Source organism: Microbacterium mangrovi (assembly GCF_000802305.1).
In the GTDB taxonomy this organism is placed as follows: Bacteria; Actinomycetota; Actinomycetes; order Actinomycetales; family Microbacteriaceae; genus Microbacterium; species Microbacterium mangrovi.
The window spans coordinates 122,086-142,918 of sequence record NZ_JTDK01000018.1; the positions used below are offsets into that span (position 1 = coordinate 122,086).

Consider the following 20,833-nt stretch of genomic DNA (forward strand, 5'->3'; position numbering starts at 1 on the left):
CATGAACAGGTCCCTGTCGGTGGCGGCCGCGGTCTTCGCGGTCGCCACCGAGGCCGTCGCCGTGGCGCTGTCGCCGGTGGGCCCGGCCCGCTGGAACGAGGTCGCGGTCGCCGTCGCGATCGCGGCCTACGCCGCCGTCGGCGTGCTCATCCTGTGGCATCGTCCGCGGCATCCGATCGGCACGATCGCCGCGATCGTCGCCCCGGTGTGGGCCGTCGGGGAGGCCCTCGTCGCCTGGTCGGCGATCATGCTCGCCCCGTCTGCGGGGTCGGATGCCGCACCGGTCGGCGCCGCGCTCGCCTCGGTGATCGGCTCGACGCTGCGGGGGCTCCCGTGGCTGGTCGTGGTGCTGTGGCTTCCGGTCCGGTTTCCCAGCGGGCTCCCGGCCTCCACCCGACTGCAGAAGGCGACCGAGCGCCTCGCCCTCGTCACGATCGCGGTGTTCGCCGTCGCACAGCTGTTCTCGCCCACCCTCACGGACGTGCGGTTCGCGACGATCCGCAACCCGATCGGGGTGCCGGTCGCCTGGGGCCCGGCCGCCGACCTCGCGCTCGCCGTGGCGCCCCTGCTGGCGACGGTCGGCATCCTGCTGTCCCTCGCCTGCCTGATCTCGACGTACCGCCACGGCGGCCCGCTCGACCGGCAGCAGACCGCGGTGTTCGGCGTCGCGTTCCTGCTGCCTGTTTCGGCGTTCGTCGTCACGTTCGTCGGCGAGACGCCGCCGTGGCTGTTCGGGCTCAGCAGCGTGGTGCTCCCGGTCGCGATCGGTGTGTCGGTGCTGCAGCGCAGGCTCTACGACATTCCACTGCTGGCCGATCGCACCCTGACGTATGCCGGGCTCGTGATCGCGATCTCGGTGCTGTACGCCGTCGTCGTCGGCGGGGTGGGGATGCTGCTGCGCCAGCCCGACGCGCAGTGGCTCCCGTGGCTCGGGGCGGCCGTGATCGCGGTGAGCTTCGCGCCGCTGCGGGACGCCCTGCAGGGCGCCGCCAACCGGCTCGTCTATGGCCAGTGGTCCCGGCCCGAGGAGGTGATCTCCCGCACGGCGGGGCGCCTTCGGGATGCGGCCGGCACCGCGGGGCTGCTGCAGTCGCTCGTGGACGAGCTCGCCGCGGGTCTCCGGCTCGCGCACGTCGGCGTGCGCGACGCGTCCGGCGCGGTGCTCGCCGCCCACGGGCCCGAGACCGCCGAGCAGGACGAACTCGCGCTCGTCGCCTTCGGCGAGCGGGTCGGCACGCTGGTGTGGACACGGCGTCCGCTGCGCGCGCGTGACCGGGAACTGCTGCGGGAGCTGGCCGGCCAGCTCGGTTCGGTGGTGCACGCCTCGGGACTGCTCGACGCGGTCCGCGCTTCACAGGAGCGGATCGTCGTCGCCGGTGAGGAGGAGCGTCGCCGGCTGCGCCGCGACCTGCACGACGGACTGGGGCCGGCCCTGGCGGGCCTGACCCTCCGGGTGGATGCCGTCCGCAACGACGTGCGCGACGGCCGGTCGCCCGTCGACATCGAAGGCCAGCTGCTCGCCGTGCGCGGCGGCATCCAATCGACGGTCGTCGACGTCCGGCGCATCGTCGAGGGTCTGCGTCCTCCCGCGATCGACGAACTCGGACTGGTGGATGCCGTCCGCGAGTTCGCCGCGGGGCTCCGCGGCGGCGGCCTCGACATCCGGATCGACGCCGATCCTCTTCCGCCCCTGTCCGCGGCCGCGGAGGTCGCGATCTACCGCATCATCCAGGAGGCGCTGAACAATGTGGCCGGACATGCGCACGCCGCGCACGCGGACGTCTCCCTCCGCGTCGACGCGGCGGAGGTCGTGGTGACGATCGTCGACGACGGCACCGGCATCCTCGCCCCGCGCGCCGACGGCGTCGGGCTGCACAGCATGCACGAGCGGGCGGCGACGCTCGGCGGCGATCTCACCGTCGACCCGCGCGAGGGCATCGGCACGACGGTCCGTGCCCGCATCCCGCTCGACGAGCATGCCGACAGGCCGCGTCGCGAGGCGGTGGCGCGATGATCCGGGTGCTGATCGTCGACGATCACCCGCTGTTCCGCGACGGACTGGTGGCGCTCCTGCGCACCGTCTCGGACGTCGAGGTGGCGGATGCCGTCGGCGACGGCGAGAGCGCACTGCGATCGGCGGCGGCTCTGTCGCCCGACCTCGTCCTGATGGACCTCAATCTTCCGGGAATGTCGGGTCTGGAGGCGACCCGTCGCCTGCTGGCGAGCGACCCCGACGCCCGCGTGCTCGTCCTCACGATGGTCGACGATGACGACACCGTCACCGCCGCGCTGCGGGTGGGTGCGCGCGGGTACGTGCTGAAGGGCGCCGGTCAGGAGGAGGTCCTCGCGGCACTGCGCACCGTGGCATCCGGAGGAGCCGTCGTCGGAGCCGGCACGGCCGCGCGCCTGTTTCACGGGTCGGAGCGCTACGGCGTCGACCTCACACCGCGCGAGGCCCAGGTGCTCGCGCTGATCGGCGAAGGCGCCGACAACGCCGAGATCGCGGCCCGTCTCGGCCTGAGCGTGAAGACCGTGCAGAACCACGTGTCGCACATCCTGCAGAAGCTCCAGGTGGGGGACCGGACGAAGGCGGCGTTGCGCGCCCGGGGGATGTGAAGCTCCGCGGTGGCCCACGGTTTTCGATCGGCGGTACTCAATTCTGGGATCGGAGTACTCAATCTGACGATTCGGGACGTTGTGCGGGAGCTCGGCTTCATAGCGTCGTGGCGTGGTGACGAACAACTCGGTGGGGGCAGGGGAGCCCAAACAAGTTTGTTCTTCCGTCCCCGATCGCCGAGATGGGCATCGCAGACCCTGTCCAGCTCTTCGCGTTGGGGGCCGGGGGACTCGCGAGCGCGGTGCTGTTCTATCTCGTGGCCCGCTGGACAGGGTGCACGTCAGCCTTGACACAGTGGCTTGACCGTCACGAGGAGGAAGTCGACGGTGAGGACTAGGCGCAGCATCGTCCGAGACGACTCGCGCGACTCCCGATACAAACCAGACGGCCCGGGCAATGCCCTCGTTCCCGAGTCCGACGTCGTCGGATGTGCGTCCCTGATCACCCGCCCGTTCGATCGGTTCGGGGCGCAGAAGCCGCGACCCGAATAGTGATCGCGGTCGTCCTGTGGCTCCTGTTCCTTGTACTCTCCGCTGTGGTCATGGATGCCGCTTTCAAGGCACGAAGCTGGTGGGGCGTTCTTCCGCGACTCATCCTCATCGGGCTCGTGTTCGTCCCCTCGCCGGGAGCGATGCTCCGCCGCGCGGGGGTCCCGGTCGGGACGGTCATCGTTCTCACGATTGTGGCGATCGTCGTGTGCGCATCTATGTTCTTCGTCGCCCGCTGGAGCGGCCTGACGAGCGCCTTGACTAGATGGTTCGACAGTCACGAGTCGGCAGCCGGCGAGGAACTCGAATGACCGACTGCCGAGCTCTCGGCGTGTCTCGCCGATGGCGGCCCCTCGCTTTCGCTGCCGGTCGGGGTCAGGATGCCGCATCCGCCGCGACGGCCGCGGCATCCCGGATCCGGGCCGTGACGGCATCCAGCCACTCCCCGGCGTGGCGCGCCGCGACCTCGCCCGCCGGATAGCGGCAGCGCAGGTGCAGCCCGGACTCGTCGGCGATGAACCAGATCATGACCCCGTCGGTCGGCAGCACCGCGGAGACGAACTGGGGCTCCAGCGACGGGTCGAGGCGCAGCGGCATCCGCCGCACGTCGAGCCACGAGATCGCGAACATGCCCGGGGTCTCGGGCACGCCGCCGAGGGAGGCGAAAATGGGCGCCAGCGGATAGGCGCCGAGGCGCACGGCGTCGTCGACGGCGGCGGCGCACGCTGCCGGGTCGGCATCCGCGACTTCGAGGACGGCGTTGGTGATGTACCACCCGACCGAGTCCCGCCAGCGCGGCTCGTTGCGGGAGTGCACCGGGAAGACGGCGCGCAGCGGGGCATCCCACCGTTCCCGGAAGACGGCCGCGAGCTGCGAGATCACCAGCGCGATCACCCGGACGCCGCGAGCCTGCGCCTCGGCCTCCAGGCGGGCGAAGGCCGCGGCGTCCAGCACGTCGCGCACCTCGACGACGGCCGGCTCCGCCGGGTCGGGGTCGCCGAGCGGGAGGGGGAACACCGGCATCCGTCCGTCGCCGTCGTCGAGGATCCGCCGCCAGCGCGCCACGACGTCGGCCGGGGCGGGCGGCATCGCCTCGAGCGTGCGCGTGTGCAGGGCGAACGGGGCGGATGCCGGCGGGTCGGCATCCGGGTCCCCGGCCAGCGCGGCACGGATGTCGTCGGCGAGCACGAGCAGGGACCACATGTCCACGTGGGCGTGGTCGCTCGCGATGACGAGCACCGGGCGGGAGTCGGCCTCCGCGCGCTCCGGAACGATCAGGCACAGGCGATGCGACGGGGTCGCGAACGGACGGCAGTACGCGTCGAGCAGGTGACGCAGGACGTCCCGCGTGGGGCGGCCGGCGCGCGGATGCCGCACCCATCCATCGCGGGTGACGGTCGCCTCGTGCAGGCGGACCCGCCGCTCGTCCGCCGGGTCGGGCGACTCCGAGAACACGGTGCGCAGCGTGCCGTGCCGGGCGATCGCCGCCTCCCAGGCGTCGGCGATCGCGGCGGCGACCTTCTTGGGCGACGCGAACGGCCCGCTCTCGATCCGGAAGGCGACGCCCATCCACGAGCCGGGCCGGTCACCCAGTCCGACGTGCAGCCGCTGGTCGAACGACAGGGGCAGCTCGCGGGAGGCATCCGGAATCGCATGCGTCTCGAGGCTGTAGACGGTACCCGGCGGCAGCCGCATCTGGTCGACGGTGGTCAGTCGCATGGCCCGGAGTGTATGCACGCCAGGATTCGGGCGCGTTACGGTCGACGACACGTGCCCGAAACACGCCTGCGACACGATGGCGGCACAGCAGAGAGGATGGGTCATGGCGAGGTTCGGCGTACGCGGAGCGGAGCTGGACTACGACATCACCGGCCGGGACGGACCCCTCGTGGTGCAGCTGCACGGCCTGACCTCGAGCCGCGAGCGTGACGAACTGCTCGGGCTGAACCTGGCCCGCGCCCTGCGGGGGCACCGCATCCTGCGCTACGACGCGCGCGGGCACGGGCATTCGACCGGATCGCCGAACCCCGACGACTACGGCTGGCCGAGCCTCGCCGACGACCTTCTTGCGCTCCTCGACCACGTGGCCCCGGGCGAGCGCGTGCACGGCGTGGGTCCGTCGATGGGTACCGGCACGCTGCTGTATGCCGCGTTGTCCGATCCCGACCGGTTCTCGACCCTGACGCTCGTCACCCCGCCGACGGCGTGGAAGTCGCGCGTCGCCCAGGCAGAGGCGTACCGGGCCAGCGCCGCCGCGGTCGACAGGGGCGGCATCGCGGCGTTCACCGAGCGCGACTCGACCGCACCCGTGCCGCCGGCGCTCGCCGACGCGCCGGAGACCCGCAGCAGCGTCCCCGAGGAACTGCTCGCGGCCGTGATGCGGGGCGCCGCGGCCACCGATCTGCCGCCGAAGAGCGCGATCGCGACGATCACCACTCCGGCGCTGATCCTGGCGTGGAGCGGCGACCACGGGCATCCGCTCACGACGGCCCAGTCCCTGCACCGCCGGCTGCCGGGCAGCCAGCTCGTGATCGCGCGGTCCCCCTACGGGATCATGGCGTGGCCCGGCCTGTTCGCCGAGTTCGTCTCGACCGGCGGGATCGTCTGAGCCCGGCGGCGTCCGGCGGTGACCCCGGCCTGGTCCGTCGAGACATGGTCGCGCCGACGACGCATGATCGGCGTGGCCATGTCTCGTCGGCATGACCACGTCTCGCGGGCACGGTGCCTGGTAGCCTCCTGGCGTGGAACCGGCGGCGCGCGGGCGGATGGCGATCATCGGCGGCGGGATCAGCGGGGTCGCGACGGCGTACCTGTGCGATGAGTCCTGGTCGGTGGACCTCTTCGAGGCGGAGGCGCGGCTCGGCGGCAACGCCGCGACCGTCGACGTCGACGGCATCCCGGTCGACCTCGGCGCCGAGACCTTCAACCCGTCGACGCATCCCCTGTATTGGGAGCTGCTCACCCGAATCGGCGTGGATGACACGATCATCGAACTGCCGGGCACGCTGTCGGTGTCGGATGCCGCGACCCGGCGACCGCGCTTCGTGTCGCGGCATCCTCTGCGCACACCGCGGCACGCGCTCGGGTTGCTGCAATTCATCCGCGCGGCCCGCCGATTCATCGCGTCCGATCCGTCGCCCGACCTGACACTCGAGGACTGGTTCGCGCAGCAGCGGTTCGCGCCCCGTTTCGAGCGGGAGGTCCTGCTGCCGTGGCTGGCGTCCCTCACCTCGTCGCGGGTCGACACGCTGAAGACCCAGTCGATGCTCGCGTTCCTCGTGCTGTTCGCACCGGCCTTCCCGGCCAACCTGCTCAGCTCGCCCAAGACCTATGGATCGAGCATCGGTCTCGGCGGAATCATCGAACTGCTCGCCGCGGGGTGCCGCCACCTGACCGTGCGCACCGGCGAACGCGTCGGCCGCGCCGAGCGGATCGACGGGGCCTGGTTCATCCACACGCCGACCGGCCGATCCGGACCGTATGAGAAGCTCGTCGTCACCGCCCCGCCGTACGCGGCCCGCGAGTTCCTCACCGGCATCCCGGATGCGCTCGCCGGCATCCTGAACCGGTACGACTACTACCCGGCGCGGCTGGTGATCCACGGCGACCCGCGCGTCATGCCCGCCGACGAGCGCGACTGGTGCATGCACAACGCCGCCGCCTCTGGCGAGACGTGCGAGGCGAGCTTCTGGCTCGGCGCCTCCCGCACCGATCCGGTCACCGGAGCCCCGGTGCGGCTCTTCAAGAGCTGGGCGACCCACCGATCCGTCGCCCCCGAATCGGTCCGCGCCGAACGCACCTTCCACCATCTGCTGCTCACCCCCGACGCGGTGCGCGCGGCATCCGACCTGACCGAATGGCAGGGTCGCGACGGCCTGTTCTTCGCCGGCCACTTCACGCAGGTCACCGACCTGCAGGAGACGGCGCTCGCTTCGGCGATCGCCGTCGCCGAGGCGCTGGATGCCGGAAGTCCGAACCTTCGTGCGCTCCGGATGCGATGTTGGGTCTGATGGGTCAAGACCGAGCGCGGACATACTGACCCGCTCGCCGGGCCTGACGCGGGCCGCCGCGGTCACCGATTTGCCGCACAACTGCGCGATCGCCTGGTCGCTGTCGGGATCATGGCCTCGGCGGCCTTTTCGCCGAGTTCGTCTCAACCGGCGGCGCCTTCCCCACCGCGTGTGGGATGCCGCCCAGCCGTGCCGCGGGTGCTGCAGAGCGCGTGCACGGTTTTGTGCCGCGACTACTCAATTTCGACCAATGACCACTCAAAGCCCGCTTCGAACGGCATCCGGGCCGCACTGCTTCGTCAAGATCGCTGCATGTGATGACCACGGGGTCATCGCCCGTACCAACGGAGGTCTGAATGTCCAGCATCAAGAATTCGATCGGTGCGGTTGGCGTTGTCACGACCCTCCTCCTTGGCGGTGCCAGCGCAGCGCACGACTGCGTCGTGAGCGCAGAAGACCCGATCCACGGACTGTGAGGGGATGCCATGCGTATTGGGGCTATGACGGCGGTCTCGATATCGCCGGAAGAGCTGAAGAAGATTCAGGTCTCACTTGTCGCACGGGCGAACGAAGCAGACATGGTCGGCTACGCCGTGGTGGGGCCGGAATGGCGGAGCGCATTGGTGAACCTGCCACTCGCGCAACCCGGTATGGCGTACGCGTGGACTCGGGCGTGGAAAGGGGACGAACCTCGTGCAATCGACCGGGGTGATGTCACCGTCGCGGTGGCCCACTTGTCAGAGGCGGGCAACCTGCGTGCGCAATTGAACGTCTCGGCACAGAGCGCGGCGCCGCTCCCACTCGATCTCGCGGACGGCGCAGCTGACGTGACTCTCGTGGAGACGTCCGCGGGTCAGCTGACCGCGGAACTCGTCGACGGTGAGACCTTCATCCTCGTGATCGCGCACACGGGACAGGGCTCGCTGCGAATCGGGCCCGTGACCGATCGGGCGCCCCTGATCGCCAACTGGCTCGCCTTCTTCCCCCCGGCCCCTGCCCCGCGCCACTGAGGCCGCGGGTGGCCGCCACCGGCCCGTCGAGACATGGCCGAGCCGGTGAAACGCGGGCGACGCGCCCATGCGTCGTCGGCGCAGCCCTGTCTCGCGGACTAGGCGACCTCCGTCAGCACTCGGCTGAGGAACGCGCGCACCCGGGCCGGCATGTCGACGGCGTCGGGCTGCAGCAGCCACTGCACCTGGAGGCCGTCCAGAAGCGACAGGAACTCGACGTCCAGCCCGTCGGGCTGCACGTGGGGGCGCAGCATCCCGCGCTGCTCGAGGTCGCGGAACGCGCGCCGCAGCCAGCTGCGCGAGCGCGCGTATCGCTCCTGGAAATACACGTGGGCGGGATGCCCGGGATCGGATGCCTCGCTCGAGAGCACGGCGAACAGGCTCACGATGCCCGGATGGGCGGCGTTGTGCTCGACGAGGCGCACCATGCGCGTCAGGTAGTCCAATCCGTCGTCGGAGGTGCCGCCGGCGAAGAACTGCTCGTTGTCGATCCGGTCGCGCTGCTTGAGCACGGCTTCCAGCAGCGACTCCTTCGTCGGGAAGTGATGCAGCAGCCCGGCTCGCGAGACCCCGCAGTCCGCGGCGATCTGCACCATGCTCGCGTTGCGGTATCCGACGGTGCCGAAGGCGTCGAAGGCCGCCTCGAGGATCTCGGCTCGGCGCCGCTCGCCTTTGGGGTAATTGGGCATATCCCAATAATACCGACAGGGGTGTTGGTTTTGTGCTAGCGTTCCTGAGAACGTCACGTCGATGTGAAAAGGAGCACACCTTGTCCACCCCTCTGCTCTCCATCCAGCTCTACACGGTCAAGGACGCACTGAGCGCCGATCTGCCCGGCACGCTCGCCCGACTGGCCGGACTCGGGTTCCGCAATGTCGAGCAGTACGGCTTCGTCGGTCGGCGGCCGAGCTGCGCGCAGCGCAGGATGCCGCGGGCCTTCGTTCCCCGAGCGGGCACGCCCCGTTCCTCTCCGACAGCGTCGGCCCCGCCGACGACCAGCAGCCCGCTCCCGCCGTCGAGCAGGTGCTGGACGACGCCGCCGCCCTCGGCATCGACTTCCTCATCGACCCGATGACCGCTCCCGAGCGCTGGGCGAGCCGGGACGAGGTCGCCAAGACCGCCGAGCGCATGAACCGGGTGGCAGCGCTCGCCGCCGACCGTGGCATCCGCGTCGGCTACCACAACCACGCGCAGGAGTTCCATCACTCCTTCGACGGCGTCTCCGCGTACGAGACCTTCGTCGCACAGCTGGAGCCGTCCGTGCAGCTCGAGCTCGACGCCTACTGGGCCGCCGTCGGCGGCCAGGACGTGCCCGCCCTCGTCGCGCGCCTCGGTGACCGCCTGAAAGCGCTGCACGTCAAGGACGGGTCGACCGGATACGACCCGTTCAAGACCGGCGAGTTCAAGCCGGAGCTTCTCGGCCAGGTCGTCGCCGGCACCGGCGAGGTCCCTCTCGCAGCCGCGCTGGATGCGGCATCCTCCCTCGAACTCGCGGTCGTCGAGTACGACCACGTCCCCGGCGACGTGTTCGCGGCGATCGCCGGGTCGGTGGCCTTCCTCGCCGAGCGGGGGATCCGCTGATGGGCGCCTTCGCGCCGCGCGGGAGCGGCCCGGTCGGCGTCGGCTTCATCGGCACCGGCGTCATCAGCAACACGTACCTCGAGAACCTGGGCAGCTTCCCCGACGTCAAGGTGCACATCCTCGGCGACCTGAACACCGAGGTCGCCGCCTCGCAGGCCGACAAGCACGGCATCGCGCAGAGCGGCACCGTCGACGAGGTGCTCGCGCACCCCGACGTCGAGATCGTCGTCAACCTCACGATTCCCAAGGTGCACGCCGAGGTCTCCTCGAACATCATCGCGGCCGGCAAGCACGTGTGGAGCGAGAAGCCGATCGCCACGACCCTCGCCGACGCGCGTGCACTGCTCGACCAGGCGGATGCCGCCGGCCTGCGGGTCGGCATCGCGCCCGACACGGTGCTCGGCCCCGGTATCCAGACCGCCCGGCGCGCCCTGCTGCGCGGCGACATCGGGGTCCCGATCGGCGCCCAGACGGTCATGGAGAACGTCGGCCCGGACATCTGGCACCCGAGCCCGGAGTTCCTCTTCGCCGTCGGCGCCGGACCCCTGTTCGACATGGGCCCGTACTACCTGACGATGCTCGCCAACCTGTTCGGACCGATCGCCGCCGTCTCGGCCGTCGGATCCCGCAGCCGAGCGACCCGCACCATCCAGCAGGGCCCCCGCGCCGGAACCGAGTTCCCCGTCGAGGTGCCCACCCACGTGCTCGCCGCCGCGCGCTTCGACTCCGGCGCCGTGAGCCAGAGCGTGTTCAGCTTCGACTCGCCGTTCGCCCGCATGGGGTACGTCGAGATCACCGGCACCGAGGGCACGATGCTCGTGCCCGACCCGAACATGTTCGTCGGCGACGTGAAGATCGTCGGCAAGCCGACCGTCGACACGCTGATGGCGGCCAGCGAACCCGAGTGGCACACCCTCGAGCCGGTCGGCGTGGAGGCCGGCCGCGGACTGGGTGTGCTCGACATGGCCCGCGCGATCCGCACGGGCGTGCCGCACATCGCCACCGGCGAGCTCGGCTACCACGTGCTCGACGCGATGGTCGCGATCGAGGGCGCGGTCGAGAGCGGCGAGTCGGTCGCCATCGAGAGCACGGTCGCCGACATCCCGCTCGTGCCCGAGGACCGCGACCCGCGCGAGGCCACCCTTGCCTGACGCGATCCGGGCCGGCTTTGCCGGCGGCGGCTTCATGGGCGCCGTGCACACCCGCGCCGCGCGCGCCGCGGGCGCCGACCTGGTCGCGATCACCTCGTCCTCCGCCGCCCGCGCCTCCCGGGCGGCGGAGGAGCTCGGCGTGCGCACGGGTGCCGCCACCGTCGGCGAGGTGGTCGCGGCATCCGACGTCGTGCACGTGTGCACACCCAACGAGCAGCACGCCGCCCAGGCGCTCGCGGTGATCGCCGCCGGCCGGCACGTCATCTGCGAGAAGCCGCTCGCCACGACCGCGGCCGACGCGCGGGCACTGGTGCGGGCTGCGGCGGATGCCGGCGTCGTCGGCGCGGTCCCGTTCGTGTACCGATTCCACCCGATGGTGCGCGAGGCGCGTGCCCTGGTCGCGTCCGGCGCGGTCGGCACCGTGCTCACGGTGGATGCCGCCTACCTCCAGGACTGGATGCTGCTGCCCACCGACGGCAACTGGCGCGCCCACTCCGGCGGCGGGGCATCCCGCGCGTTCGCCGACATCGGCTCGCACCTGTGCGATCTGGCCGAGTTCGTCACCGCCGACCGCATCGTGCGCCTGTCCGCGCGCACCCGGACGGTGTTCGCCGAGCGCGACGGTGAGCCGGTGCGCAACGAAGACCTCGCGGCGCTGCTGGTCGAGTTCGACAGCGGTGCCCTCGGCACGCTGCTGGTGTCGCAGATGGCCGCGGGACGCAAGAACGCGCTCACGCTCGAGGTGCACGGATCGAACGAGACGGTGCGGTTCGAGCAGGAGCGCGCCGACGAGCTGTGGATCGGCCGCCGCGACGCGTCGCAGCTGCGCCTGCGGGATGCCGCGACCCTGCAGCCGGACGCCGCGCGCCTGTCGATCGTGCCGTCGGGGCATCCGATGGGGTACCAGGATGCCTTCAACGCGTTCGTGCGGGATGCCTACGCTGCCATGCGCGGGGAGACGCCCGACGGCCTGCCCACCTTCGCCGACGGCCTGCGAGCCGCGGTGCTGACCGAGGCGGTGCTGGCCTCCGCCGCCGCCCGCGGCGCCTGGACCGAGACCCCGATGGAGAACCTCGCATGACCGAATCCACGCATCCCGTCACCCTGTTCACGGGTCAGTGGGCCGATCTGCCGTTCGAGGAGGTCGCGCGGCTCGCGGCATCTTGGGGGTATGACGGTCTGGAGATCGCGGCATCCGGCGATCACCTCGACCTGCAGCGCGCCGATGAAGACCCCGCGTACCTGCAGTCCCGGCTCGACATCCTCGACCGGCACGGCCTGAAGGTCTACGCGATCTCCAATCACCTCGCCGGTCAAGCGGTGTGCGACGACCCGATCGACTTCCGTCATCAGGCGATCGTCCGCCCGTACGTGTGGGGCGACGGGGATGCCGAAGGGGTCCGGCAGCGCGCCGCGGACGACATGAAGCGGGCCGCCCGCGTGGCCCGCAAGCTCGGCGTGGACACCGTCGTCGGTTTCACGGGGTCTGCGATCTGGCCGTACGTGGCGATGTTTCCGCCGGTACCGGCCTCCGTGATCGATGCCGGGTACGAGGACTTCGCGACCCGGTGGAACCCGATCCTGGACGTCTTCGACGACGAGGGCGTGCGGTTCGCGCACGAGGTGCATCCATCGGAGATCGCGTACGACTACTGGACGTCGGTGCGCACCCTGGAGGCGATCGGCCACCGCGAGGCGTTCGGGTTCAACTGGGACCCGTCGCACATGATGTGGCAGAACACCGACCCGGTCGGGTTCATCTGGGAGTTCCAGGACCGCATCTACCACGTGGACTGCAAGGACACCCGCCTGCGGCCGCAGAACGGCCGGGCCGGGGTGCTCGGCTCCCACCTGGCCTGGGGCGACCCGCGCCGCGGCTGGGACTTCGTGTCCACCGGGCACGGCGACGTGCCGTGGGAGGACGCGTTCCGCGCCCTCGAGGCGATCGGCTACACCGGCCCCATCTCGATCGAGTGGGAGGATGCCGGCATGGACCGCCTGCACGGCGCCGCCCAGGCCGTCGGGTTCGTCCGCTCCCTCCTCTGGCCGGTCCCCACCGCCTCGTTCGACGCCGCCTTCTCGAACCAGTAGGTCCGCCGCCGCCCGCCTCGGTCGCCCGTCCCTCCTGTTCCGCTGTCCTGAATCGCAGTCGGTCGCGCGATCCAGGACAGCGGAACGCCGGAGGGCGCATCCCGGCGGACGCGTTCCTGAGTCCGGGCTATGCGACACCCTAGGATTCGGAGTATGGGAAAACTGGGGATCGTCGTCGACGACGTGCGCCGCTCGTTCGGCGAGGTCCATGCCGTCCGCGGCATGAGCTTCGAAGCGGAGGCCGGCCGCGTCACCGGTCTCGTCGGGCCGAACGGGGCCGGCAAGACGACGCTGATGCTCATGCTCGCGTCGCTGCTCGCCCCCGATTCGGGCACGATCCGCTTCGGCGACATCGACCCGATCGCCGAGCCGCACCGCGCTCGCGCGGTCGTCGGCTGGATGCCGGACGCCCTCGGCGCGTGGTCGTCGCTGACCGCCCGCGAGACGCTCACGATGACCGGCCGCCTCTACGGCGCGACCAAGCAGGATGCCGCGTCCCGCGCGGCCGGCCTGCTCGACCGTGTGGGTCTCGCCGACCTCGCCGACGCCCCGGCGCGGGTGCTCTCACGTGGCCAGAAGCAGCGCCTGGGACTCGCCCGCGCGCTGGTGCACGACCCGCAGGTGCTGCTGCTCGACGAGCCCGCCTCCGGCCTGGATCCGCAGGCGCGCATCGAGTTGCGCGGGATGCTGCGCGGGTTCGCGGCCGAGGGGCGCACCGTGCTGCTGTCCAGCCACGTGCTGTCGGAGCTCGAAGAGGTCGTCGACACCGCGGTGTTCGTCGAGGCGGGCACGACCGTCGCCGCCGACCGTGTCGCCGCGGCGGCGCACACGTCGCGCGAGTGGCGCCTGCGGATCGCCGGGACCACGGCCGACGCCGAACGGGAGCGGGTGGCATCCGTCCTCGGCATCCCGGCCGGGGTCGACCGTCAGGACATCCTCATCACGCTGGCGGGGGAGCAGGCCGCGGTCGAGGCGCTGCGCACGTTGGTTCAGGCCGGCGTCCCCGTCGTCGAGTTCGCCCCGGCGACCGGCTCGCTCGAGCACGCCTTCCTCGACCTGCAGCAACCCGGGCCGCCGCCGGCATCACCGCCGAGCCCGGCCCCGCCCGTCGATCCCACCGCGCCGACCGAGGGGGACGCCGCATGAACCTCCGTCGCCTGGGTACCGTGATCGCCCTCGAGCTGACGCAGCGCGTCCGCAGTGTCGCATGGTACGTCCTGCTCGGCGTGTTCGCCGTGCTGCTGCTCGCCGTCACTCTGCTGACGTTCGCCGCCGCCGGGGGCCAGCCCGACTCCGGCGGAAACGTCTACTCGGTCATCGTCTACATCGTGCTGCTGCTGGTCGTGCTCGTCTCGCCGACGCTCGCGGGCAACGCCATCAACGGCGACCGGGATGCCGCCACCCTCGCCCCCGTGCAGGTCACGCTCACGACGACCCCCGAGATTGTGATCGGCAAGCTGATCGCCGCCTGGATCGCCGGACTCGCGTTCGTCGTCGTGGCGATCCCGTTCGTCGTCGTCGCCGTCATCGCCGGCGGCGTCTCGCCGCTCACCGCGCTGGTGTCGGCGCTGGTGCTGATCCTCGAGATCGGCGTGGTCGCCGCGATCGGCGTGGGGCTCAGCGGCATCCTCTCCCGGCCGCTGTTCTCGGTCGCCAGCACGTATCTCGTCGTCGCCGCGCTGGTCATCGGCACGGTGATCGCGTTCGGTCTCTCGGGGCTCGCGTCCCAGACCCAGGTCACCGTGCACAGCAGAGACGTGATCTACGACGACCAGGGCAATGCGACCGACCAGTGCGGCCAGTGGTCCACCGACACCTACGACCAGCCGCGATTCGACAGGGTGTGGTGGATGCTGGCCCCGAACCCGTTCGTCATCCTGTCCGACGCCACTCCGGCGCGATTCGAGTCGGCCGGATACCCGCTCGACGCCTTCTCGGGGCTCAAGCTGGCGGTGCGCCAGGCGCAGATCCCGCCGAAGTCAGTGGAGCACTACGACGGCTGCAAGGCGGGCGGGGACGTTCCACCCGAGACCGAGCCGTTCAAGGTGCTGGCGGAGACCACGCCGAGCTGGGCGGTCGGGGTCGCGATCCAGCTGGTGCTCGCCGGCGGCCTCATGCTGTGGGGCGGGATGCGCACCCGCACGCCGGCCCGCCGCCTCGCCCGCGGGTCCCGCATCGCGTGACGAACGCAGGACCGATCCGTCCGACGCCGACCCGTCCCCGCAGGATTCCGCGGGTCGGCACCACTGGCTCGGCGATCGGTCCTGCGTTCGGTACAGGGATCACGGGCTAGCGTGGCATCGTGACCTCCGCACCGACCGCCGCCGCCCTCGCCCATGCCCAGGATCTCGCCGACTTCGTCGCGGCATCCCCGTCGAGCTTCCACGCGGCCGCCGAAGTCGCCCGACGGCTGACGGATGCCGGTTTCCGGCCGCTCGCCGAAGACGAGGACTGGCCCGAGCAGCCCGGCGGGAAATACCTGGTGGTGCGCGACGGCGCGGTGCTCGCCTGGGTCGTGCCGCCGGGTGCTGGGGCATCCACCCCGGTGCGGGTCTTCGGCGCGCACAGCGACTCGCCCGCGTTCAAGCTGAAGCCGAAGCCGACCACGGGCCGGCTCGGCTGGCTGCAGGCCGGGGTGGAGATCTACGGGGGTCCGATCCTGGCTTCCTGGCTGGACCGGGAACTGCGCCTCGCCGGTCGCCTGGTGCTCGACGACGGCACCGCCGTGCTCGCCGCGACCGGTCCGCTGCTGCGCCTCCCGCAGCTGGCCATCCACCTGAGCCGCGACGTCAACGACCACCTCACCCTCGACAAGCAGACCCAGACGCAGCCGGTGTGGGGGCTGGGCGCCGCCGACGCCGCCGACCTGCTCGGCGAGCTCGCGGCCTCCGCGGGGGTGGATGCCGCCCGCATCCGCGGGTACGACATCGTTACCGCGGACGCCGCCCGGGGCGCCGTGTTCGGCAAGGACGACGTGTTCTTCGCCGCAGGCCGCCTCGACGACCTCGCTTCCGTGCACGCCGGGGTCGTCGCGATCGCCGACGCGGAGCCTGCCGACCATATCGCCCTGCTCGCCGTGTTCGACCACGAGGAGGTCGGCTCCGAGACCAGGTCGGGCGCCGCCGGCCCGTTGCTCGCCGACGTGCTCGAGCGCATCCGGCTGTCGCTGGGCGCGGACCGGGTGCAGCAGCTTCGCGCGCTCGCCGCGTCGTGGTGCGTGTCGAGCGACGTCGGCCACTCGGTGCATCCGAACTTCCCCGAAAAGCACGACCCGGTCGTCAAGCCCGTGCTCGGCACCGGACCGATCCTGAAGATCAACGCCAACCAGCGCTATGCGACCGACGCGCCGGGCGCCGCCGCCTGGCACGGCTGGTGCGAGTCCGCGGGCGTCACCAGCCAGGAGTTCGTGTCGAACAACGCCGTGCCGTGCGGCTCGACGATCGGCCCGATCACCGCGACCCGGCTCGGCATCCGCACGGTCGACGTCGGCATCCCGATCCTGTCGATGCACTCCGCACGCGAGCTCGCCGGCGTCACCGACCTGCACGACCTCACGCGGGTCGCGTCGGTCTTCTTCGGCGGGTGACCGAGGTGGCGCCCGGTCCGGATGCCGCGACCCGGCGCCGGCGCCCGCCGACTCAGCGGTTCCTCGACGACGTATCAGGAAGCGTCCAGCTTCACTCCTGAGGGGCGTGGGTTGCATCGCGCACCCACGCGCCGCGCGGCAGCGCGGTCCTGACCTCCAGGAGGAGACATGCGAACGACAACGCCGCACTCCCGCCGCGCCACGCGGCTGGGTGCGGGAATCGCCACCCTCGCCCTCATCGGCGCGGGCACCGTCATCGCGGCCGCGCCCGCGATGGCGGACACCGGGGGCACCCCGATCACGATCAGCGGAGACCAGCTGATCGGCCAGGAGACCGAGCAGTTCAACACGTCGACCCTGTCGGGGTCGGCCGGGGTCTCCGCCACCGCGCACTGGAGTCAGCCGGCGGCCGTCTCGGTCGACTGGAACCCGGACCTCGTCCGGCAGGGGCGCTCCGTCGACCCGTCCGTCGCGTACCAGCGCACGGCGACCGGCACGCTCAGCATCGACTACCAGGTCCACGCGACCCTCACGCTGCACTCGGGCGACCCCTTCGGCGACGTGGATGCGAGCTTCACCAAGACGCTCACCGCCACCGGGCCGTGCGATCTGCGCGCGGACAGCACGTCGTACACGTGCCATCTCGAGAGCGGGAGCGTCGGCATCCTGGATCCCGGCGAGTGGCTCGGCGTCGGCCTCCCGTATGTGGACGGCAGCCTGCAGTCCGAGGTGACCATCGATCCTCAGGCGCTCGCGACGCACCGCACCGCGACGACCTCCTCGAGCATCGACCTCGGCAGCTCCGATCTTGCACTCGGCGAGAGCCCGCAGACCGACCCGCTGTCGATCGGATGCCGCGTGCCCGCGGGCGACACCGTCGCGTATGCGCACGGAGGCCTGACGGCGAACCCGGGCATCCACGTCGACACCAACCTCGCGCTGACGGTCGGCATCTATCTGCCCAACCCCGTCACCGTGACCCCCGGGATCGCGACCGACCTCTACACCGGAACCACCACCATCGCGCACTCCGACTCGTCGATCGCGATGACCGGTGACGGCGACACACTCAACCTCGGCGCAGTGAAGGCGAACAACATCCCGCCGCAGCTCGGCGCGGTGACCATCTCGCCGAACGCGGTCGAGGGATCTCCGGTGTCGTTCCAGACCAGTGCCACAGGTCCCTGCGCCGCGGGGGCGACCTACAGCTGGGACTTCGGCGACGGCAGCGGGCCGGGGCACACCGCCTCGCCGCAGCACGTCTATTCCGACAACGGCACCTACACCGGGCAGGTGGTCGTGACCGACACGACCGGGCTCACCGACCGGCAGGACTTCACGGTGCAGGTCGCCAATGCGGCGCCGAACGTGACGGTCATCCCGGGAGCGCCCGTCACCGTGCCGTGGGGCAAGCCGCTGACGCTGCAGGCCCAGGCCGTGGATCCGGGTTCGGCCGACCAGTCGACGCTCACGTACGCGTGGAACTTCGACGACGGCGACTCCATCGCGAACGGCGGCACCTCGGCCACGCACCAGTGGGCGAGCCCCGGTGACCGCACCCCGACGGTGACCGTCGCCGACAAGGACGGCGGCGCCACGACGAAGTCGTTCACCGTGCACGTGCGCGCGCACGACACGACGGCGTCGTACACCGGGCCGAACAGCGGGCGCTACAACGTGCCGATGACGCTCACGGGATCGCTCGTCGACGAGTTCGGCGCCCCGGTCGCGGGCGCGCCGATGGCGTTCAGCGTCGACGGCGCGGTCGTCGGAACGGCCACGACGGATGCCGCCGGCCACGCCTCCCTCGGGTACTCCCCGCAGGTGCTCGCCGGTGCGCACACCATCGCGGTGGCATACGCCGGGTCTGCGAAGTACGACGCGGATGCCCCGGCCGCCGAGCCGCTGCAGATCGGCGCCGACCAGACGACCCTCACCTACACGGGTGGTCTGAAGGGGGCTCCGAACAAGCCGGTCGCGGTGTCGGCGACGCTCGTCGACTCGCAGGGGCGGGCGCTCGTCGGCCAGACGATCGTGTTCGCGATCGGCAGTCAGCAGGTGACGGCCTCGACGAATGCGAGCGGCGTCGCCGCGGCATCCATCACCCTCACCCAGAAGCCCGCGTACTACCCGCTGACGGCGAGCTTCGCCGGGCAGACCGGGAAGTACCAGTCGGCTTCGTTCTCGGGTCAGTTCGCACTCAACAAGAAGTGAGCTGAGCGCACCGGCCCCGCGTCGCCCGGCGGCGCGGGGCCGGGTGCTGTCCGTCGTCGCGGATCAGGCGGACGCGGCCGCCTCGTAGCGGTCGACGACGAGCTCGACGAGGGATGCCGGCGGCGCGTCGTCCGGCAGCAGCAGCGGGTCCGCGACCCGGTGCCCGGCGGCGAGCTCCACGGCGAGGTCGTGGAAGTAGCCCGGGGCGAGCAGGTAGTTCGCGACCACGACGTCGCCGTCGCGGGCGGCCTCCGCCACCGCGGCATCCAGCCGGGGCTCCGCGGCGGCGAGGAATCCGACCGTGACGTCGCGCCCGAGCACGTCGGCCAGCAGCTTCGCGGCCGCCCGGCAGTCGTCGTTGGCGCGCTCGTCGCTGGATCCCGCGACGGCGAGCACCACGCGCTGCTCCGGTTCGAGCGGACCCAGCCGCTCGGCGAGGACCTCGGCGAGCCGGGCATCCGGACCCATCGCCGCGGCGATCACGACGTCGTCGCGGTCGCGGATCGCGCGCTGCAGGTCGACCCGCACGTGGTAGCCGGCCGACAGCAGCAGCGGCACGATCACGGCCGGACCCTCGGCGGCCTCCAGGGTGGTTGCGACATCCGGCTCCTGCACGTCGACATGACCGAGGTACACCTCGACGCCGGGCAGGCGATCGGCGACCGCGTCGAAGAGCCGGGAGACGGCGAGCCGCCCCTCGTCGGACGAGGTCCCGTGCGAGATCGCGATGAAGGCAGGTTGCGGCATGCCGCCATTCTGCCGTGCGACGCGGGATGCCGGGTCCCTCATTCCGCTCGGAACGAGGCGAATCGACGAAACGAGGGCCGGATGCCCGGCATCCGACCCTCGTTCGATGTGTCGCCCTCGTTCAGGCGGCGGGGTTGCGGCGCTGGGCGGCGTCGAAGCCGGCCTCGAAGCCGCGCTCGTACGCGCGCTCGCGCTTGGGGTGGTCCCCATCGCCGCGGTGACCGCGGTGGCCGTGGTGGCGGCGCGGATCGAAGCCCCAGCCGCCCCACGGACCCCAGGGTCCGCGACCGGGACCGAATCCCGGGCCGAAGCCGCGCCCCGGTCCGAAGCCGCGACCGGTCTGGCTCTCGTCCCATCCGAGCTCACGAGCGATGGTCTCGAGCGTGCGCAGGGTGGCGGCGAGGTCGTCGGCCGGGACGGAGGCCGTGGCCTGATCCTGAACCGCCTTCACGGCGGCGGCGAGCTTGTCGGCCTCGGGGCTGGGGTGCCCGTGGAACTTGGCGGCCATGGCGGCGCGCATGTCGATGCCCTCGTCGCCGATCTCCTCGGCGACCTTGCGCATGAACGCACGCTGCGTGATGCGCATCCAGTCGGCGAGGGTTCGTTCTTCGGGTGTGGTGCTGCCGGAGTCCTCCGGCGTGTCGGTGTCTGTCATGGACAATCCTCTCGTGGGCGATTTGTATGTCAAACCGCATGTATATGCAGAATGACATGGATTGTGATGCATGTCAACCTGCATGTAAAATTTCTCTCATGGCGAACACACCCCCGGAGTTCCCGGACGACGTCGACCGCATCGCGGACGCCCTCTCGCGCATGCGCGGCGGCCGCCCGCCGTGGGCACGCGGCCCGCGCCCCGAGGGCGAGTCCGGCCCCGACGGCTCGCACGGCGGCGGTCGGGGATGGGGCGGCCCGCCGTGGATGCACGGCCCCGGGCCCGAGGGTCCGCACCACGGCCACCAGCCGCCGCCGTTCGCGCAGAAGATGCACGGCCGGGCCGCGGGGCTCGCCCGGTTCCGGCTGCTCGACGTGCTCGCCGCGGCATCCGGACCCCTCACCGTGGGGGAGCTCGCCGAATCGCTCGAGGTCGATCAGCCGCGGGCATCCCGGCTCGTGCAGGAGGGCGTCGCGCACGGACTCGTCGAACGGCAGGCCGATCCGGAGGATGCCCGCCGCACGCGGGTCGCCCTCACCGAGACGGGACGCCAGATCGTGCAGCGCTTCCGCGGATTCCGGCGGGATGCCGTGGCCACCGCCCTGGAGTCGTTCACCGCCGACGAGCGCGCCGACCTCGCCCGTCTGCTCGCGAAGCTCGCCGCCGCCTGGCCTCGCTGAACC

At 71.5% G+C, this 20,833-nt stretch carries 19 protein-coding genes; 15 read left to right on the forward strand and 4 right to left on the reverse strand.

Annotated features, from left to right (window positions below; genetic code table 11):
- The first annotated feature begins 1 nt into the window (after position 1).
- From LK09_RS20965 to LK09_RS17915, 3 genes are all read left to right on the forward strand, one after another.
- Positions 2-2,014: a sensor histidine kinase gene (locus tag LK09_RS20965; RefSeq protein WP_052226965.1), complete on the forward strand. Its 2,013-nt coding sequence runs from the start codon at positions 2-4 to the stop codon at positions 2,012-2,014.
- Positions 2,011-2,616, forward strand: coding sequence for a response regulator (locus tag LK09_RS17910; RefSeq protein ID WP_197061101.1), 606 nt, complete (start codon positions 2,011-2,013; stop codon positions 2,614-2,616). Before LK09_RS20965 ends, LK09_RS17910 begins: the two co-directional genes overlap by 4 nt.
- Before the next feature lie 542 nt (positions 2,617-3,158).
- Complete coding sequence (locus tag LK09_RS17915) at positions 3,159-3,416, forward strand: hypothetical protein (protein ID WP_156138895.1); 258 nt, start codon at positions 3,159-3,161, stop codon at positions 3,414-3,416.
- A 64-nt stretch (positions 3,417-3,480) separates the two neighbouring features.
- Here the strand turns inward: LK09_RS17915 and LK09_RS17920 are convergent, their stop codons facing one another.
- The gene (locus tag LK09_RS17920; RefSeq protein WP_052226966.1) at positions 3,481-4,824 is read right to left on the reverse strand and encodes a non-ribosomal peptide synthetase family protein; all 1,344 of its coding nucleotides are present in this window, start codon (positions 4,822-4,824) and stop codon (positions 3,481-3,483) included.
- A 103-nt stretch (positions 4,825-4,927) separates the two neighbouring features.
- Between LK09_RS17920 and LK09_RS17925 the strand changes: the two genes are divergently transcribed.
- From LK09_RS17925 to LK09_RS17935, 3 genes are all read left to right on the forward strand, one after another.
- Complete coding sequence (locus tag LK09_RS17925; protein ID WP_039402591.1) at positions 4,928-5,713, forward strand: alpha/beta fold hydrolase; 786 nt, start codon at positions 4,928-4,930, stop codon at positions 5,711-5,713.
- Between the two features lie 133 nt (positions 5,714-5,846).
- On the forward strand, positions 5,847-7,115 hold the full coding sequence (locus LK09_RS17930) for an FAD-dependent oxidoreductase (protein ID WP_156138896.1): 1,269 nt from the start codon (positions 5,847-5,849) through the stop codon (positions 7,113-7,115).
- A 500-nt stretch (positions 7,116-7,615) separates the two neighbouring features.
- Entirely contained in the window at positions 7,616-8,125 is a 510-nt protein-coding gene (locus LK09_RS17935) for a hypothetical protein (protein ID WP_156138897.1), read from the forward strand.
- A gap of 98 nt (positions 8,126-8,223) precedes the next feature.
- Here the strand turns inward: LK09_RS17935 and LK09_RS17940 are convergent, their stop codons facing one another.
- Positions 8,224-8,814 (reverse strand): TetR/AcrR family transcriptional regulator, encoded by a 591-nt coding sequence (locus tag LK09_RS17940; RefSeq protein WP_039402596.1) that lies wholly within the window; start codon positions 8,812-8,814, stop codon positions 8,224-8,226.
- 220 nt (positions 8,815-9,034) lie between these two features.
- Between LK09_RS17940 and LK09_RS17945 the strand changes: the two genes are divergently transcribed.
- The 8 genes from LK09_RS17945 (at position 9,035) to LK09_RS17980 (ending at position 18,748) form a co-directional block, all read left to right on the forward strand.
- Complete coding sequence (locus tag LK09_RS17945) at positions 9,035-9,706, forward strand: sugar phosphate isomerase/epimerase family protein (protein WP_331454275.1); 672 nt, start codon at positions 9,035-9,037, stop codon at positions 9,704-9,706.
- Positions 9,706-10,857, forward strand: coding sequence for a Gfo/Idh/MocA family protein (locus tag LK09_RS17950; RefSeq protein WP_039402598.1), 1,152 nt, complete (start codon positions 9,706-9,708; stop codon positions 10,855-10,857). The genes LK09_RS17945 and LK09_RS17950 overlap by 1 nt, the downstream gene beginning before the upstream one ends.
- Positions 10,850-11,938, forward strand: coding sequence for a Gfo/Idh/MocA family protein (locus LK09_RS17955; RefSeq protein ID WP_039402600.1), 1,089 nt, complete (start codon positions 10,850-10,852; stop codon positions 11,936-11,938). The genes LK09_RS17950 and LK09_RS17955 overlap by 8 nt, the downstream gene beginning before the upstream one ends.
- A complete protein-coding gene (locus LK09_RS17960) occupies positions 11,935-12,948 on the forward strand; it encodes a sugar phosphate isomerase/epimerase family protein (protein WP_039402602.1) in 1,014 nt (337 codons plus the stop codon). Before LK09_RS17955 ends, LK09_RS17960 begins: the two co-directional genes overlap by 4 nt.
- 153 nt (positions 12,949-13,101) lie before the next feature.
- Positions 13,102-14,094 carry an ABC transporter ATP-binding protein gene (locus tag LK09_RS17965; protein WP_039402604.1) on the forward strand — a complete coding sequence of 331 codons (993 nt, stop codon included), beginning with the start codon at positions 13,102-13,104 and terminating at the stop codon, positions 14,092-14,094.
- The gene (locus LK09_RS17970) at positions 14,091-15,131 is read left to right on the forward strand and encodes an ABC transporter permease (protein WP_039402606.1); all 1,041 of its coding nucleotides are present in this window, start codon (positions 14,091-14,093) and stop codon (positions 15,129-15,131) included. Before LK09_RS17965 ends, LK09_RS17970 begins: the two co-directional genes overlap by 4 nt.
- Before the next feature lie 119 nt (positions 15,132-15,250).
- Positions 15,251-16,534, forward strand: coding sequence for a M18 family aminopeptidase (locus tag LK09_RS17975; RefSeq protein WP_039402607.1), 1,284 nt, complete (start codon positions 15,251-15,253; stop codon positions 16,532-16,534).
- Positions 16,535-16,702: 168 nt separating this feature from the next.
- On the forward strand, positions 16,703-18,748 hold the full coding sequence (locus LK09_RS17980) for a PKD domain-containing protein (RefSeq protein ID WP_039402609.1): 2,046 nt from the start codon (positions 16,703-16,705) through the stop codon (positions 18,746-18,748).
- Between the two features lie 63 nt (positions 18,749-18,811).
- Here the strand turns inward: LK09_RS17980 and LK09_RS17985 are convergent, their stop codons facing one another.
- Together LK09_RS17985 and LK09_RS17990 are read right to left on the reverse strand one after the other, a co-directional pair.
- Positions 18,812-19,495 carry a sirohydrochlorin chelatase gene (locus tag LK09_RS17985; protein ID WP_039402612.1) on the reverse strand — a complete coding sequence of 228 codons (684 nt, stop codon included), beginning with the start codon at positions 19,493-19,495 and terminating at the stop codon, positions 18,812-18,814.
- A gap of 121 nt (positions 19,496-19,616) precedes the next feature.
- Positions 19,617-20,150 carry a hypothetical protein gene (locus LK09_RS17990; RefSeq protein WP_052226967.1) on the reverse strand — a complete coding sequence of 178 codons (534 nt, stop codon included), beginning with the start codon at positions 20,148-20,150 and terminating at the stop codon, positions 19,617-19,619.
- Between the two features lie 98 nt (positions 20,151-20,248).
- Between LK09_RS17990 and LK09_RS17995 the strand changes: the two genes are divergently transcribed.
- Positions 20,249-20,830 (forward strand): MarR family winged helix-turn-helix transcriptional regulator, encoded by a 582-nt coding sequence (locus LK09_RS17995; RefSeq protein ID WP_231563143.1) that lies wholly within the window; start codon positions 20,249-20,251, stop codon positions 20,828-20,830.
- Positions 20,831-20,833 lie beyond the last annotated feature (3 nt).